At 73.7% G+C, this 18,207-nt stretch carries 7 protein-coding genes; all 7 read left to right on the forward strand.

What is annotated here, in order from left to right; genetic code table 11:
• The first annotated feature begins 52 nt into the window (after nt 1–52).
• The 7 genes from OHA89_RS39665 (at nt 53) to OHA89_RS39695 (ending at nt 18,173) form a co-directional block, all read left to right on the forward strand.
• Nucleotides 53–11,764, forward strand: coding sequence for a non-ribosomal peptide synthetase/type I polyketide synthase (locus OHA89_RS39665; protein ID WP_331761734.1), 11,712 nt, complete (start codon nt 53–55; stop codon nt 11,762–11,764).
• A complete protein-coding gene (locus OHA89_RS39670; RefSeq protein ID WP_257559754.1) occupies nt 11,757–12,614 on the forward strand; it encodes an alpha/beta fold hydrolase in 858 nt (285 codons plus the stop codon). Before OHA89_RS39665 ends, OHA89_RS39670 begins: the two co-directional genes overlap by 8 nt.
• Before the next feature lie 15 nt (nt 12,615–12,629).
• Entirely contained in the window at nt 12,630–13,925 is a 1,296-nt protein-coding gene (locus OHA89_RS39675) for a cytochrome P450 (RefSeq protein ID WP_266616047.1), read from the forward strand.
• The gene (locus OHA89_RS39680; protein WP_266616049.1) at nt 13,900–14,475 is read left to right on the forward strand and encodes an antibiotic biosynthesis monooxygenase; all 576 of its coding nucleotides are present in this window, start codon (nt 13,900–13,902) and stop codon (nt 14,473–14,475) included. Before OHA89_RS39675 ends, OHA89_RS39680 begins: the two co-directional genes overlap by 26 nt.
• A gap of 66 nt (nt 14,476–14,541) precedes the next feature.
• On the forward strand, nt 14,542–15,054 hold the full coding sequence (locus OHA89_RS39685) for a DinB family protein (protein WP_266616051.1): 513 nt from the start codon (nt 14,542–14,544) through the stop codon (nt 15,052–15,054).
• A 125-nt stretch (nt 15,055–15,179) separates the two neighbouring features.
• A complete protein-coding gene (locus tag OHA89_RS39690) occupies nt 15,180–16,364 on the forward strand; it encodes a macrolide family glycosyltransferase (protein ID WP_266616053.1) in 1,185 nt (394 codons plus the stop codon).
• Between the two features lie 168 nt (nt 16,365–16,532).
• A complete protein-coding gene (locus OHA89_RS39695; RefSeq protein ID WP_266616055.1) occupies nt 16,533–18,173 on the forward strand; it encodes a glycoside hydrolase family 1 protein in 1,641 nt (546 codons plus the stop codon).
• Nucleotides 18,174–18,207: the final 34 nt, after the last annotated feature.

Below are 18,207 nucleotides of genomic sequence, written 5' to 3' on the forward strand. Positions count from 1 at the left end.
CGGCCCACCCCCTCCCGCAGACCCCTACCGGCAGTGCCACAGAACGAGACGGATGGCCAAGATGAGCGCCCAGGCGAACGAGGACCGGCTCCGGCGGGCCATGGCTGCGGTGATCCAGCTGCAGCAGCGCAACGCCGAGCTGGAGAACGAGCGGCACGAGCCGGTGGCGGTCGTCGCCATGGCCTGCCGGCTCCCGGGCGGCATCACCACGCCCGAGGAGTTCTGGGACCTGCTGGCCACCGGCCGTGACGCCATCGGCCCGCTGCCCGCGCGCTGGGACGGGCTCGACCTGTACGACCCGGACCCCACGGCGACGGGCAAGAGCTACGCGCGGGAGGGCGGATTCCTCGACGGGCTGGAGGAGTTCGACGCCGACTTCTTCGGCATCTCCCGGCGCGAGGCCGTCTCCATGGACCCGCAGCAGCGGCTCGTCCTGGAGGCCTCCTGGGAGGCGCTGGAGCGGGCCGGGCTGCGCCCCGACACGATGGCCGGCAGCCGCACCGGCGTCTACCTGGGCGCCATGCGCTCCGACTACGACACCGGCAACGCGCCCCTCGAGGTGCTCGACGGCTACCAGGGCACCGGCATCTCCGGCAGCGTCGTCTCGGGCCGGATCAGCTACGCCCTCGGCCTGCAGGGCCCGGCCCTGACCATCGACACCGCGTGCTCCTCCTCGCTGGTCGCCATCCACTCGGCGGTCGCGGGGCTGCGCGGCGGCGACTGCGAACTGGCCCTGGCCGGCGGCGTCACCGTGATGAGCTCGCCCGCCATGTACGTCGAGTCCAGCCGGCTCGGCGCCATGGCCCCCGACGGGCGCTGCAAGAGCTTCTCCGCCCAGGCCGACGGCGCCATCTGGTCCGAGGGCGTCGGCATCCTCGTCCTGAAGAAGCTCGCCGCGGCCCGGCGCGACGGCGACCCGGTGCTCGCGGTGATCCGCGGCTCGGCCGTCAACCAGGACGGCCGCAGCCAGGGCCTGACCGCCCCCAACGGGCCCGCGCAGCAGCGGGTGATCCGCGACGCGCTCGACTCCGGCCGCCTCACCCCCGCCGACATCGACGCGGTCGACGCCCACGGCACCGGCACCCCGCTCGGCGACCCGATCGAAGCCGGCGCCCTGGCCGAGGTCTTCGGCCCCGGACGCGACGAGGCGCGGCCCGTGTGGCTGGGCTCCTCCAAGTCGAACCTCGGCCACACCCAGGCCGCCGCCGGTGTCGTCGGCGTGATGAAGATGATCCTCGCGCTCCGGCACGAGGCGCTGCCCCCCACGCTGCACGCCGCCGAGCCGAGCGCGCAGATCCCCTGGGAGGACAGCGGCCTGCGGCTCGTTCAGGAACTGCGGCCGTGGCGGCGCGGCGAGCGGGTGCGCCGGGCGGGCGTCTCCTCGTTCGGCATCAGCGGCACCAACGCGCACGTGATCGTCGAGGAGGCCCCCGCCCCCGCCGAGACCGCCCCCGCCGAGCAGGGGCCGGGCCAGGCCCCGGCTCCCGCCGGCCCCCGCCCGCTGCTGGTCTCCGGCTTCGACACGCAGGCGCTGCGCGCCCAGGCCGCCCGCTGGGCCGCCTGGCTCGCCGACCGCCCCGACGCCCACTGGCCGGACGTCCTGCGCACCGCCGCCCTGCACCGCACCCCGCTGGAGGCCCGCGCCTCGGTCCTCGCGGCGGGACCGGCGGAGGCCGCCGAGGCGCTCGCCGCCCTCGCCGAGGGCCTGCCGCACCCGGCCGTGACCTCCGGAGGCGCGCGCGAGCGCGGCAAGGCGGTCTTCGTCTTCCCCGGCCAGGGCTCGCAGTGGCTCGGCATGGGCCGGGAACTGATGGAGCAGAGCCCGGTGTTCGAAGGCGCCGTCCAGGAGTGCGACGAGGCCCTCGCCCCGTGGACGGGCTGGTCCGTCGCCGCCTTCCTGCGCGGCGAGGCCGACCCCGAGCTCACCCTGGAGCGCATCGACGTACTCCAGCCCGCCCTGTTCGCCGTGATGATCGGCCTGGTCGCGGTCTGGCGTTCGCTCGGTGTCGAGCCGGCCGCCGTGGTGGGCTCCAGCCAGGGCGAGGTCCCCGCGGCCGTCGTCAGCGGCGCCCTCTCCCTCGCGGACGGCGCCCGGCTGACCGCGCTGCGCTCCCAGGGCCAGCTGCGCGAGTGCAGCGGCCGGGGCGCGATGGCACTGGTCGAGCTGCCCGTGGCGCGCACCCGCGAACTCATCGAGCCGTACGGGGACGCCCTGTCGGTGGCCGTGGTCAACACCGCCGGTTCGACCGTGGTCTCCGGCGACGTGGACGCCGTCGAACGCCTGCTGGCCGAGCTGGAGGGCAGCGACGTCTTCTGCCGCCGCATCCAGTCGGACACCGCCGGACACAGCGCGCACATCGACCCGATGCTGCCCTGGCTCGCCGAACAGCTGGCCGACCTGCGCCCCGGCGCGTCGGCCGTGCCGTTCTACTCGACGGTGACCGGCGGCGTGGTCGAGGGAACCGGCCTCGACGGCGCCTACTGGTGCCGCAACGTGCGCGAGACCGTCCGAATGGACCTCGCGCTGGCCCGGCTCGTCGCCGACGGCCACGGCGTCTTCGTCGAGATATCCCCGCACCCCGTCCTCGGGATGCCCCTGACCAGCGCCACCGCCGACAGCGACGGCGCCGTCGTCGGCAGCCTACGCCGCGACCAGGGCGGGCTCGACCAGCTGCTGCGCTCCTTCGGCGCCCTGCACACCCAGGGCTACGAGGCGGACTGGACGCGGGTCTTCGGCCCGGCCGACGCCTCCGGAGCCCGGCTCGCGGACCTGCCGACGTACGCCTTCCAGCGCAAGGCCTACTGGACCGACGTCCCCGGCTACCGCCGCCTCGACGAGGCCGAGATCGCCGCCCTCGGCCGCGCCGCCCAGGACGGCGCGGGCGAGGACGCCACCGGCCCGGCCGCCCTGCGCGCCCGCCTCGCCGCCCTCGGCGAGGGCGAACGCCTCGACGTCCTCACCGACCTCGTCCGGCGCGAGGCGGCCGCCGTCCTCGGCGCCACCGAGCCGGTCCCCGCCGAGAAGCGGCTCCAGGAGCTCGGCCTCGACTCGATCATGGCGCTCCAGCTGCGCAACCGGCTGTCCGAGCTGACCACCGCCACCCTGCCGGCGAACCTCGCCTTCCAGCACCCCACCGCGCAGGACATCGCCACGTATTTGATCGAGCACGCCCTGCTCGCGCACGCCCTCGACGCACTGGAGAGCGCGCCCACCACGGCCCTGGAGCGCTCCGAGGCGCGCGGCGCGCACCCGACGACCGACGGCCAGCGCCGGCTCTGGTTCCTGGAGCAGCTGCGCCCCGGCAGCGCCGAGTACCACACCCCCCTCGTGCTGCGCACCGAGGAGCGGCTCGACCCCGCCGCGCTGCGCTCCGCCCTGACCTGGGTGACGGCCCGCCACGAGGCGCTGCGCACCTCGTTGGCGACCCGCGACGGTGCCCTGGCCCAGATCGTCCGGACCGAAGCGGAACCGCAGTTCACCCACGAGGACCTCAGCCACCTCGACCCGCGGGAGCTCGACGCCCGGGTGCGCGAGGAGGAGCGCAGGCCGATGCCGCTCGACGGCCCCGGCCTGCTGCGCTGCCTGCTCGCCGACACCCACGACGGCGGCCAGCTGATCGGCATCTTCCTGCACCACGCCGTCACCGACGGCTGGTCCCTGTCCGTCTTCACGCAGGAACTCTTCGCCGCCTACACCGCGTACGCCGAGGGCCGCACGCCCGAGGCCCCCGAACCCGCCTTCCAGCTCGGCGACTTCGCCGCCTGGGAGCAGCGCGCCCTCGAGGACGGCCACTTCGAGGCCGGCCTGCGGGTGATCGGCGACCGGCTCGCGGGCATGGGCCGCCTCGAACTGCCCGCGTCCGATGGCGATAGCGACGGCGGCACCACCGGTTTCACGCTCCCCGCCGAGCTGCGCACCCGGGTGGAGGAGCTGGCCACCCGCACCGGGGTCACCCCCTACACCGTGTACGCGAGTGCCTTCGCGGTCCTGCTGGCCCGCACCACCGGCGCGTACGACTTCGGCCTGGGCACCGTCTGGGCCAACCGCCAGCTGCCCGGCACCGAGGGCCTGCTCGGCTTCCTCGTCACCACGCTGCCGCTGCGCTGCGAGCTGACCGGCGACCCCAGCTTCGAACAGGTCCTCGCGCAGGCCGCGCCGCGCGTCCTGGAACTGATGGAGCACCAGGACCTGCCGCTGACCGAGCTCGTCAAGGCCGTCGGCGGCGAGCGCACCGGCGAGGACAACCCGCTCTTCAGCGCCGTCTTCAACTACCGGGCGAGCAGCCTGCCCGCGCTCGGCGAGGGACGCGGCGCCTGGGTGCCGTCCGCGGACGCCGCCGTGGGCGGCGGCCCGCGCGGGGTGGCCAAGTCGGCCGTCGGACTGACCCTCGCCCCCGACGGCGAGGGATTGGTCGGCGAGGTGGAGTTCCTCCCCGGCGTCCTCGGCGCCGAAGCGGCCGCCCGCCTCGCGGACAACTTCCGGACCCTGCTGGAGTCCGCCGTCGCCGATCCGGCCCGGCCCATCGGCGCCCTGGAGCTGATCTCCGGCGAGGAGCTGGCCTGGCTGGAGGAGCGCGGCGGCCGGGTGTCCGGCGAGGCCGCCGGCCCCACCGCCCTGGAGCGGATCCTGGCCCAGGCCCGCCGCACCCCCGACGCGCCCGCGCTGGTCGACGGCGGCCGCACCTTCACGTACCGGCAGGTGCTGGCGCGGGCCGCGGCGATGGCCGGGCACCTGCGCTCCGCCGGAGCCGGCCCCGACGAGCTGGTCGGCATCCACCTGCCGCGCTCGGCGGACCTCGTCGTGTCGGTGCTCGCGACCTGGCTCGCGGGCGGCGCGTACGTGCCGCTGGACCCGGAGTACCCCAAGGCCCGCCTGGAGCACGTGATCCGCGACAGCGGCCTGTCGCTGGTGGTCTCCACCCGCGACGGCTCGGCCGAGGTCGCCGCCGACGACGTCGCCGTCCTGCTGGCCGACGCGCTGGCGGAGGAGACGGACCAGGGCGGCATCCCGGACGGCCCGGAGGGGCTCCCCGGGCTTTCCGACCTCGCGTACGTCATCTACACCTCGGGCTCCACCGGCCTGCCCAAGGGCGTCCAGCTGGAGCACGCCCAGTTCGCCACCTTCTGCACCGCGATGGACGAGCGGGTCGGCGGCGGCTCCGGCGACACCTGGCTCGCCGTCACCAGCCTGTCCTTCGACATCTCCACGCTCGAACTGCTGTGGACCCTGACGCGGGGCTACCGCGTCGTCGTGGGCCGCGGCGGCCCGGCCGGCTGGGCCGACTACCTCCCCTACGCCCCCACCCACCTGCAGTGCACGCCCTCCCTGGCGCGCATGCTGCTGGCCGACGCCGACGGCCGCTCCCTCGTCCAGGGCCTGGACCGGATGCTGGTCGGCGGCGAGGCCCTGGACCGGGGCCTGGCCCGCAAGCTGGACCGGCTGTGCCCCGGCGGCCTGATGAACATGTACGGGCCGACGGAGACCACCGTGTGGTCGGCCGCCTGGGACGCGGTCCCGGGCGAGGTCTCGCTCGGGACGCCGCTGCACGGCAACCTGCTGTACGTCCTGGACGCGGCCGGACAGCGGGTGCCGCGCGGCACCCGCGGCGAGCTGTTCATCGGCGGCCTCGCCGTCGCCCGCGGCTACCTGAACCGGCCCGAGCTCGACGCCGAGCGCTTCCTCGCCGACCCGTTCGCCGGGGACGGCGCCCGCATGTACCGCACCGGCGACGTCGTGCGCTACCGGGCCGACGGCTCCCTGGAGTTCTGCGGCCGCGTCGACGCGCAGGTCAAGCTGCGCGGCCACCGCATCGAACTCGGCGAGATCGAGGCCGTCGCCGCCGAGCACGCCGGCGTCGCCGAGGCCGCCGCCGTGGTCCGCGAGGACGTGCCGGGCGACCCCCGGCTGTGCCTGTACCTCACCGCGGCCCCGGGCCGCACCGTCGCCGACGAGGAGCTGCTCGCCGCGCTCGCCGGGCGGCTGCCCGCCTACATGGTCCCGTCCCGGCTGGTCCACCTGGCCGAACTGCCGCACACGCCCAACAAGAAGGTCGACCGGAACGCCCTGCTGCGCCTGGACGCCCCGGCGCCGGCCGGCGTGGCCGCACGCGCCGGCGACGGCCGGGAGGCGGCGGGCGAGGGCGGCCTCGAGTCCCTGGTGTCCGGTGCCTGGGCGGACGTGCTCGGCATCCCCGTCGTCGACCCCGACAAGGGGATCTTCGACCTCGGCGCCAACTCCATGAGCGCCCTGGAAGCCCACAAGATCATCTGCGCGGGCCTGGGCCGGGAGTTCCCGCTCTCCACCCTCTTCCGCTACCCGACCGTCCGCCAGCTCACCGCCTACCTGCGGGACGGCTCCCACGCCACGCTCGCCCGCCAGCAGTCCGCGGCCCGCCGCGAACGCTCCGGCGAGGACGCCGTCGCCATCGTCGGCATGGCCTGCAAGCTGCCCGGCGCACCCGACGTCGACACCTTCTGGCGCAACCTGCGCGGCGGCGTCGAGTCGATCACCCACTTCAGCGACGAGGAACTGCGCGCGGCCGGCGCCACCGAGGAGGAGCTGGCCGACCCGGCCTACGTCCGCTCCCGCGGCCTGATCGACGGCGCCGACCTCTTCGACGCGGCCTTCTTCGACTACTCGCCCGCCGAGGCCGAGGTCATGGACCCGCAGCACCGGCTCTTCCTGGAGGCCGCCTGGCAGGCCCTGGAGCACGCCGGCATCGTGCCGGCCGCGTTCGACGGCAACGTGGCCGTCTTCGGCGGCACCGGCTTCGGCGGCTACCACCAGGACGCCTCGGGCGACCTGTCCTCCTTCTACCGCTCGATGATCGGCAACAAGAACGACTACCTGGCCACCCGCGTCGCCCACAAGCTCGACCTGCGCGGCCCCGCCCTCTCCGTCCAGACCGCCTGCTCCACCGGCCTGGTCGCCGCCCACCTGGCCCGCGAGAGCCTGCTGCGCGGCGAGTCCGACGTCGCCCTGGTCGGCGCCTCCTCGCTGACCATCCCGCTCAAGCGCGGCTTCGTCCACCAGCCGGGCCTGGTCGTCTCCCCGGACGGCAAGTGCCGCGCCTTCGACGAGAAGGGCGCGGGCACCGTCTTCGGCAGCGGCGTCGGCATGCTCGTCCTGCGCCGGCTGTCCGACGCCGTCGAGGCCGGGGACACCGTGTACGCCGTACTGCGCGGCAGCGCCGTCAACAACGACGGCGCCGCGAAGGCCGGATTCACCGCGCCGAGCGTCCAGGGCCAGGCGTACGTGATCGCCGAGGCCCAGGCGTCGGCGGGGGTCACCCCGGACAGCGTCGGCCTGATCGAGGCGCACGGCACCGCCACCTCGCTGGGCGACCCCATCGAGGTCCAGGCCCTCCAGCAGGTCTTCGGATCCGCCGAGCGCGCGGAACCCTGCGCGATCGGCTCGGTGAAGACCAACATCGGCCACGCGGACGCCACCGCGGGCATCGCCGGACTCATCAAGGCCGCGCTGGCCGTGCACCACGGCGAGCTCGTGCCCAGCCTCAACTTCGAGCACCCGAACCCGGAGATGGGCCTCGACCCGAACCTCTTCTACGTCAACACCGAGACCAAGCCCTGGCAGGAGGACGGACCGCGCCGCGCCGGCGTCTCCTCCTTCGGGATCGGCGGCACCAACGCCCACGTCGTCCTCGAACAGGCACCGGACACCGACCCCGCCCCGCCGGAGCGCCCCGCCGGGGAGGTCCCCGTGGTCCTGTCCGCCCGCACCGACGCCGCCCTGCGGGAGCAGGCCGGCCGCTGGGCCGACTGGCTGGAGGAGCACCGGCAGGTCCCGCTCACCGACGTCGCCCACACCGCGGCCCTGCGCCGCACCCACTTCGGCCACCGCGCCGTGGTCAGCGCCGCCACCGCCGACGAGGCCGCCGCCGCGCTGCGCGCCCTCGCCGAGGACCGTTCGCACGCCGGCGTCAGCCGGGCCACTGCCCGCGGCCGCGGCCGCACCGTCTTCGTCTTCCCCGGCCAGGGCAGCCAGTGGGACGGCATGGGCGCCGCCCTGTTCGAGCAGTCGCCCGCCTTCGCCCGGACCGTCCGCGACTGCGACGCCCTGCTGGCACCGCAGCTCGGCTGGTCCGTCACCGACGTGCTGCGCGCCACCGGCGGTCCCGAACTCTCCGCCCGCCGCCTGGACGTCGTCCAGCCCGTCATGTTCACCATGTACGTCGCCCTGGCCGCCGCCTGGCGCGAACTGGGCATCGAGCCCGACGCGGTGACCGGGCACAGCCAGGGCGAGGTCGCCGCGGCCGTCGTGGCCGGCGTGCTCACCCTGGAGGAGGGTGCCCGGATCATGGCCGTCCGCAGCCGCGCCCTGCAGGCGGTCGCCGGGGTCGGCGCCATGGCCGTCGTCGAACTCCCGCTGGACCAGGTGGAGGAGCGGATCGCGCCGTACGGGGAAGCCGTCTCGGTCGCCGCCGTCAACACCCCCACCTCCGTCGCCCTGTCCGGCGACGCCGACGCCATCGAGGACCTGCTCTTCGCCCTCGACGACGAGGACATCGTCTGCGGCAAGCTGGAGGCGCCCGTCGCCTCCCACAGCCACTGGATGGACTCCCTGCTCCCGCAGCTGGAGGCCGACCTGGTGGACCTCGCACCCACCACCGGCCACGTCCCCTTCTACTCCACCGTCACCGGCGCCCTCCTCGACGGCCGCGAACTCGGCGCCGCCTACTGGTGCCGCAACCTGCGCGAACCCGTCCGCCTCGACCTCGCCCAGCAGCAGCTGATCGACGCCGGGCACGACGTGTTCATCGAGGTCAGCCCGCACCCCGTGCTCGCCATGCCGCTCACCGAGGGCAGCGCCGACGCCCTGGTGGCCGGCACCCTGCGGCGCGGCCACGGCGACCGCTCCGAACTCCTGCGTACCCTCGGCGAGCTGCACACCCACGGCCACCGTGTGCCCTGGGAGCGGATCTGGGCCGGCGACGGCGCCGCCCGGGTCGCCGAACTGCCCTCGTACGCCTTCCAGCGCCGCTCCTACTGGATCGACCCGCCCAAGCTCGAGGACGCCCCCCGGGCCGCCGCCGACCAGGCCTTCTGGGACGCCGTCGGCGAACAGGGCCCGGCCCGGCTGGCCGAGCTGCTCGACGCGCCCGAACGCCTGCGGGAGGGCATCGGGGAACTGCTCCCGCTGCTGTCCGCCTGGTGGCAGGGCCAGGAGTCCCGCGAGACCGTCGCGGGCTGGCTGTACGAGGACGCCTGGGAGCTCTCCCCGGCGCCCGCCGGCCGGGCCGCCTCCCTGGCCGGGCCCTGGGCGCTGGTGACCACCGACGCCGAAGCCGGGACGGCCGACGCCGTCGAGGACGCCCTGCGCGCCGCGGGGGCCACCCCCTACCGCGTCGGGGCCACCGCCGACCGGGCCGCGCTCGGCGCCGCCCTGGCCGCCCTGCCCGAGCCGCCCGCCGCGGTCCTCACCCTGGGCTCCCTCGACGGCACCCCGGACGGCTCCGGCTCCACGGCGGGCTTCGCCACCACCCTCACCCTGCTCCAGGCGCTCGGCGACCTCGGGCTCGACGCCCCGCTGTGGGCGCTGACCCGCGGCGCGGCCGACACCGACGGCGCCGGCACCCCCGCACCGCTGCAGGCGCTGGTCACCGGCCTCGGCCGGGTCGCCGCCCTGGAGGACCCGCTGCGCTGGGGCGGCACCGTCGACCTGCCCGCGCAGCCCCACCCGGGCTGGGCCGGCGCCCTGGTGGCCTGCCTCGCCGCGGGCGACCACGAGGACCAGGTGGCGCTGCGCGCCGACGGCCGCCACGTACGCCGCCTGCGGCGCACCGCCCCGCGCCCGGCCGGGCCCACGACGTGGTCCACCCACGGCACCGCGCTGATCACCGGCGGCCAGGGAGCCCTCGGCCTGCACCTGGCCCGGCGGCTCGCCGCACGCGGAGCCGAGCACATCGTGCTCGCGTCCCGCCGCGCCGGGGCCGCCCCCGAGACGGAGCTGCTGCGCACCGAGCTCGCCGCCCTGGGCGTCGAACTCACCCTGGAGCAGGCCGACGTCAGCGACCGCGGGCAGGTCGACGCGCTGCTCGCCCGCACCGGCGACCCGCGGCGCCCGCTGCGGACCGTCGCCCACCTGGCGGGCCTGTCCCGCCCGGCCGCCCTCGGCGGCCTCACCCCCGAGGCCGCCGCCGAGGAGAACGCGGCCAAGGTGCACGGCGCCTGGCACCTGCACGAGGCCCTCGCGGGCCGTGAGCTCGACGCGTTCGTCCTCTACGGCAGCGGCGCCAGCCTCTGGGGCGGCGCCGGGCAGGCCGCGTACGGCGCCGCCAACACGGCGCTCGACGCGCTCGCCCGCCACCGCAGGTCCCAGGGGCTCACCGCCACCGTCCTGCACTGGGGCGGCTGGGCCGGCGGCGGCATGGTCACCGCCGAGGCCGAGCGGGCCGCCCGCTCCCGCGGCCTGCGCACCATGGCACCCGAACTCGCCCTGGACGCCCTCGACATCGCCCTCGGGGCGGGCCTCGCGGCGCTCGGTGTCGCCGACATCGACTGGGCGGCGTTCGCCCCCGCCTACCGGGCGGCCCGGCCGCGCCCGCTGCTCGACACCCTGCCCGAAGCACGGGAACCGGACACCGCGCAGGCACCCGACGCCTCGGCCGGACAGGAACTGCGCACGGCCCTGGCCGGGCAGAACCCCGAAGAACGGCAGCACACGCTGACGGCACTGGTCATGGGCGAGGTCGCCCCCGTCCTCGGGCTGCCCGAGGCGGAGCTGCCGGCGGACCAGCCGCTCCAGCAGCTGGGCCTGGACTCGCTGATGGCCGTACGGGTCCGCAACGAACTGACCCGCCGGACGGGCCTCGCGGTCACCACCGAGGCCATCCTGCGCCACGCGACCTGCGAGGGCATCGCCGCCCACCTCGACGGCAAACTCGCCCCCGAGGGCAGCGCACCCGCGGCCCCGGCAGCAGGCCGCGGCCAGGACAACCCCTGGCTGCGCGTCCTCAAGCCCGCCGAGAACCCGCGGGCCCGGATCGTCTGCGTCGCCGGCATGGGCGGCACCACCGGCGGCCACGTGCCGCTGGTACGCCACCTGCCCGACGACGTCGAACTCCTCGGCGTGCAGCTGCCGGGCCGCGAGGGCCGCTCCGACGAGGAACCCGTCACCGACATGATGGCCCTCGCCGACCAGGTCGTCGCAGCCCTCGCCGGCCGGCTCGCCCCGGACGCCGGCGCGGCGCCCGTCGTCCTGTACGGGCACAGCCAGGGCTCCTGGCTGGCCTGGGAGGTCGCGCACCGGCTCGCCCACCGGCCCGCCGTACCGCCCCTCGCCCTCGTCGCGGCCTGCGCGCTGCCGCCGCTGGCCCCGCTCACCCCCGGTCTCGACCGGCTCGGCGAGCTCACCGGGGACCTGGACGGCGCCGACCCGCGCGAACTGGCCGCCCTCCTGGAGGGGCTGCTGCCCGACGAGGTCCTGGCCAGCGAGGAACTGCTCGCCGAATACGTCCAGCGGCTGCGCACCGACACGGTGCTGGCCGAGAACCACCGGGCGGTGCTGCGCGGCATCGACCGCCCGGCCCTGGACGTACCGCTGTTCGCGGTGTCGGGCACCGCCGACCCGGTGCTGCCCGACGGGTCCATGGAGGTGTGGCGCGAGCTGACCGGCGCCCTCTACGCACCCCGCGCCATCGAGGGATCCCACGCCGCGCCGATCACCAACCCCGAGGCCATGGCGGCCGAACTCATGAACGCGATCGCCACGATCGCCACCAGCCTGGAGGAGAACCATGCCTGAGACCGTGCGCCCGGACGGGGCGCGGATCCACTACGAGGTGCGCGGCACCGGCTTCCCCGTCCTGCTCATCGGCCCCGGCGAGGTCCCCGGCCAGTGCGACACCGAGCGGGCCGCCTTCACCGAGACCGCCGAGGCCCTCGCCGGGCAGTTCCAGGTGATCACGGTCGAGGCCCGCCACAACGGGCGCAGCACCGGCCCCGCCGAGCCCTTCTGCTACGGACGCACCGCCGCCGACCTGCTGGCGGTCCTCGACGAGCTCGGCATCGAGCGCGCCCACGTCGCCGCCTCCGGCGCAGGCACCGCCCAGGCCTGGCGGCTGGTCCAGGACGCCCCCGAGCGGATCGGCGCCGTCGTCGCCCACGCGCCCGTCGGGCTCGCCGAGGGCAACACGCTCGGCGACTTCCTGGCGACCTTCGACGAGGCGATGCGCCTGGCCCGTGCCGAAGGCATCGACGGTGTGATCGAGGAGGCCTCCCTGGGCGGTGGTTTCGCGGCCCGGCCCGGCGCCGGACCGTACGCCCGTCAGCTCCACGAGGTGCCCGACTTCCGCGAGGAGCTCCTCGCCCTGCGCCGGGAGCGCTACATCGTGCGCGTCGTCCGGTTCCGCGACGGCATCTGGCCGCAGGGCTCCGCCTGGTTCTCCGTACCGGAGGAGTCGATGACGCGGTTCCCCGCGCCGCTGCTGGTGCTGCCGGGCAACAGCCCGCTGGCCCCCGCCGCGCTGGCCAAGCGGCTCGCCGCCGACGTGCCCGGCGCCCGCCTGCTCGACGGCGCCGCCGACACCGCCGACCGCCGGACGGAGACCCTCGCGTCGGTCGTCTCCTTCCTCCTCGAGACCACCGCACGCTGAAGGAGACGTACCGTCATGCTCACTCTCGAGAACCTCGACATCACCGATGAGTCCGCGTACGCGGCGAACGGCGGCTACCCGCACGCCGAGTTCGACCTGCTGCGCCGCGAGGAGCCGGTGTTCTGGTACCGGCGCCCCGGCTTCGAGCCGTTCTGGGTGCTGACCCGGCACGAGGACATCGCCTACGTCTCGCGCAACCCGAAGCTCTTCTCCAGCGCCCAGCGCGTCACCCTCGACACCCCCGAAGCCGTGGAGATGTTCGAGGCCCAGCTGGAGGCGCGGGCCGAGATGTTCGGGCACGCCCCGGACATGCCGCCGGCCCTCTCCTACATGGACGCGCCGCGCCACCGCCACCTGCGCCAGGTCATGGCGCCCTGCTTCACGCCCAAGGCGATCAACGAGCTGGAGGAGCGGTTCCACGAGCTCGCCGGCGAGTACGCGCAGGCGTTCACCCGCCTGATCGACGAGAACGGCACCGCGGACGTGGCCAAGAGCCTGTCCGCGCGGCTGCCCGTCGCGGCGATCTGCGAACTGGTCGGGGCGCCGCTGAAGGACTGGGACGACATCTTCGAGTGGACCGAGGGCACCACGGGGGCCGCCGACCCGGACAACCAGCGGGACGGCGAGGACGCCGAGGCCACCTTCAACCGCAACATGGGCGCCCTCAACGGCTATGTCGCGGGCCTGGTCCAGCAGCGCATGGCCGAGATCGACGGCACCGGCACGGACGTGCTCAGCCGTCTGGCCCGGGCGCGGATCGACGGCGAGCCGCTGTCCTTCCACGAGATCCTCTACACCATCTTCAACCTGCTCGTCGCGGGCATCGGCACCACCCGCAACGCGACGACCGGCGGCATCCAGGCCCTCCTCGAGAACCCGGACCAGGTACAGAAGCTCATCGAGGACCCCTCGCTGATCGACGGCGCCGTCGAGGAGATCCTGCGCTGGACGTCGATCGCGGTGAACTTCGTGCGCACCGCCACCCAGGACACCGAGATCGGCGGCAAGCTCATCCGCAAGGGCGAGACCGTCGCGATGTGGTACCCGGCGGCCAACCGCGACGAGGCGGTCTTCGAGGACCCGCACCGCTTCGACGTCACCCGGGACGCCACCGCCCAGATCGCGTTCGGCGGGCACGGCGAACACGTCTGCCTCGGCCACCACCTGGCCCGGCTGGAGCTGCGGGCCATCCTGCGCGCCGTCCTGCCGCTGCTCCCGGAGCTGGAACTCGTGCGCAAGCCCGAGTTCGCCGTGCTCCACCTCCAGGCCGCGGAAATCAAGCGGCTTGTCGTACGACGCAAGGAACGGTGAAAAACCCATGTCCGAGAATTCAGTACCGGAATCGCGGACGGTACCGGCCTCCCTTCGGGAATTCGCGGCCGGGGACGAGTCCGACCTCAACGTGGTCGCACCGTGGGTGGGCCCCGCGGTCGACGAGGAAACCGGCCGGCTGAAGGAACCGATCCGCAAGCGGCACCTCATCGCCACTTCCGTCGGCTGGCCGAAGCCCGGACACGAGCCCGCCGCCATCGCGCTGAACGAGGCCATTCTCGCCGAGCTGTACGTCCGCCCCGGTCTGCTGGCCGTGACGCTGGCGATATCGGAGAACAACTTCAACAGCACGCGAAGCCTCAGCATCTGGGAGGACGAAGAGGCGCTGAAGGGCTTTTTGAAATCCGGTCCGCACATTGCGGCGGCGCGCCGGGTGAAAGAGCTCATGTACGACTGGGAAGGCGCGAACTGGGAGTCCGAGGAAACGCTGGAACTGCCGACCTTCGACGAGGCGAAAGCGAAACTCGACGCCGTCCGGGCGCCCGGCCCGAGCGGATTCGAGTCGTATGACGCGGACCGTTCCGCCTGACATCACCGAGGACCGCTCGAGAACGCCTCGAGCGTCGCTCGAGAAACCAAGAGAAGGAGCAACCGCATGACCGTGACCGCCGAGGCGCCGTCCCAGCCGCTGACCACTCACTTCCTGCACCATTTCGACCTCGCCTACGGCATGGTGCTCGAGCTTGCCGAGGACTTCGACAACGAGACCGCGCGCCTGGCGCCGGCCCCGCACAAGCCGCTGGTCTGGTTCCTCGGGCACCTCATCTGTGCCACGGACTACTTCTCCACCCTGCACCAGGGCACCGAGTCCCTCGTCACCGAGGAGTTCTCCCGGCACTACGCGGGCAACGACAACAACGACTGGTCCTGGGGGCCTTCGCTGGCGGAGATGATCGAGCTCTACCAGCAGGTGCACGCGCGGATGCGGGCCTTCGTGGCCGGGCTGCGCCCCGAGGACCTCGACAGCGAGTCCCCGCTCGAGCCGTTCGGCGACGACCGCCTGAAGAACCTCGGCAAGGCGCTGTCCATCATCCAGATGCACGACGCCTACCACTGCGGGCAGATCGGCTGCCTGCGCGTCGCGCTCGGCAAGTCGGTGCCGTTCTAGCCATATCTCCTCCGGCTGGCCGGAAAGCTCCGGTATCCCGGATCCGTGCGGATTCGGGATACCGGAGCCACTGCTACCGTGGCACACGGTTCGCCCGTACCGCGGTTCCAGGAAGAGGGGTTTTCATGCCTTCGCACATTGCGTTCTTCAATTTTCCGGCCATCGGCCACGTGAATCCGACGCTCGGCGTCGTCGAAGAACTGGTCAAGCGGGGGCATCGGGTCACCTGCACGGTGACCGACCACTTCGTGCCCGCAATAGAGGCCGTCGGCGCCGAGGCCGTCCGCTTCGAGTCCGTATTCGGTGAGTTCTACCGCTCCCCTTACACGGAGGAGGCCAACGCGGGCGAGGGAATGCGTTGTCTCGATGACGCGACCGGCCTCGTCGAGCAGGTCAGCCCCTTCTACGAGAAGAACCGCCCCGACGTCATCGTCCACGACTTCATGTCGTGGGGCGGGCGTTTCTACGGCGGTAAGCACGACATTCCGCTCGTCCGTCTCTACCCCACCTACGGGGCCAACGAGCACTTCTCCATCCAGGAGAAGTTCCCGCTGGCCGAATATGCCGACCCGCAGGTCATGGAAATGATCGGCAAGCTCGCCGGTCTCCTTCCGGAATTCAACCTGCCGGCCGACCCGATGGCCTTCTTCCAGAACATCGAGAAGCTCGGCGTCATCTTCCTGCCGCGCGACTTCCACTACGACGGCGACACCTTCGACGACCGCTTCGTCTTCGCCGGCCCCTGCCTGGGCGACCGCTCCTTCCAGGGCTCGTGGGAGCCCGCCTCCGCGGACCGCCCGGTCCTGCTGATCTCCCTCGGCACCGCCGCCACCGGCTGGGCCGAGTTCTTCCGCACCGCGGTCACCGCGTTCGGCGACACCGAGTGGGACGTCGTCATGGCCGTCGGCGACCACATCGACGCCGCCGACCTCGGCCCGCTGCCCGCCAACTTCGACGTGCGCCGCCACGTGCCGCAGCTCGAAGTCCTGCGCCACGCCAAGCTGTTCGTCACCCACGGCGGCATGAACAGCGTCATGGAGTCCCTGTACAACGGCGTGCCCATGGTCGTGATCCCCCAGATGAACGAGCAGAAGGCCAACGCCCTGCGCGTCGACGAGCTGGGCCTGGGCCGCCACCTGACCAAGGACGACACCACCGTCGAGAGCCTGCGCGCGGCCGTCGCCGCCGTGGCCGGCGACAGCGCCACCACCGACCGCGTGGAGCGCATGGGCGAGGCCATGCGCCAGGTCGACGGCCCCGCGGTGGCCGCCGACGCCATCGAGAAGTTCCTCGCGCAGAACGCCGGCTGACCCTCCCGGTCACACCCGAACCAGACGCGACGCGAAAGACCCGCGCCCCCGGCCACCCGGCCGGGAGCGCGGGTCTTTCGCGCTGTACGGCGCCTCCAGCGCCTTTCGAGACGGTCTCACGAGGGTGGGGGCGGACGACTCAGCCCTCGGCCCCCTCTGGAAGGCATCGTGAAACGACTGTTGCAGACCGCGGCGGCGGTGATCCTCACCGCAGGACTCCTGGTTCCCACGGCGGCCGCCGAGGAAGCCTCCTCCCTGACCCAGCGAACGGCGAGGTTCGCCCAGCCGGGCTCCCTCTCCTCGCCGTTCGGCAAGGGCAGCTTCCGGTTCGGTGTCTCGAGCTCCGCCACCCAGATCGAGGACCAGAACACCAACACCGACTGGTACAAGTGGACCCAGCCCGTCTCCGAAGGCGGCATGGGCAAGAGCCCCGCCGTCGGTGAGGGCGTCGACGGCTACACGCTGGCCATCGAGGACATCGACCTCATCGCCGCCCTGAAGGTGGACTCGTACCGCTTCGGCATCGAGTGGGCGCGCATCGAGCCCCGCCGCGGCCAGCTCGACGAGCAGGCGATCGCCCACTACAACAAGGTGATCAACGCCCTCGTCGCCCGCGGCATCCGCCCGGTCGTCACCATCCACCACTTCGCCAACCCGGTGTGGGTGGACAACCCCGACGACATCACCTGCGCCAACGGCCCCTCGGACACCAACCTGTGCGGGCTCGACCACCCCCAGGGCGGACCGCTCGTCGTCAAGGCCATGGCCGACCACTCCAAGCTGCTCGCCGAGCGGTTCGGCGACCGGGTCCACGAGTGGGTGACCCTCAACGAGCCCGGCGTCTACATGATGTTCTCGCACGCCTTCGGCGCGGGCCCGCCGGGCAAGGCCAACCTGCCCACCAACTTCGACACGAAGTTCGCGCCCGCCGTGCGCACCTACATCGACGCCCACGCCGCCATGTACAAGGCGATCAAGAAGGTGGACCCGGGCGCCAGCGTCGGACTGACCGCCAGCGTCAAGCAGTACGAGGCCGTCCGCGACGGCAAGATCAGCACCGAGCCGCGCGACATCGCCGCCCGGGACCGCTTCCGCCGCTTCTTCGAGCTGAACTTCCTCGACTCGCTGCGCAACGGCACCTTCGACGCCAACTACGACGGCACCCCCGACGAGCAGCACCCCGAGTGGAAGAACACCCTCGACTGGCTCGGCATCCAGCTCTACGACCGCACCGGCGTCACCGACCCGACCACCCCCGGGCCGACCACCCTGCCGGTCATCAACGTCGACGTGTGCGGCGCACCGCCCTGCTTCCCGCTCAAGGACCCGACCTACTTCATCCCCGACATGGGATACGAGTCGGACCCGCAGGGCCTCTACCCCGTCCTCAAGGACTTCAGCCGCCGCTACAAGGGCCTGCCCCTGCTGGTCTCCGAATCCGGCATGGCCACCGCCTCGGGCAAGCGCCGCGCCGAGTTCATCGTCCGCGCCCTGGAGCAGATCCAGCGGGCCCGCGCCGAAGGCGTCGACGTCCGCGGCTACTACCACTGGAGCCTGATGGACAACTTCGAGTGGCTCGGCGGCTACAAGCCGCGCTTCGGCCTCTACGCCGTCGACCGCACCACCATGAAGCGCACCCCCACCGAAGCGGTGGGCGTCTACGCCCAGATCGCCGGGTCCCGGAACCTGAGCCCGGCCCTGCGCGCCCAGTACGGCGGCAGCGGCCCGCTCACCCCGGAGCCGGGCAACTCACCCGCCTCACCCCCGGCCGGCACCGCCGGCCCGGCCGTCACCGGCCGCCGGGACTGACCCCCACGGCCGGGCGCACACCGCGCCCGGCCCT

The sequence above is a fragment of the Streptomyces sp. NBC_01546 genome (assembly GCF_045208355.1).
In the GTDB taxonomy this organism is placed as follows: domain Bacteria; phylum Actinomycetota; class Actinomycetes; order Streptomycetales; family Streptomycetaceae; genus Streptomyces.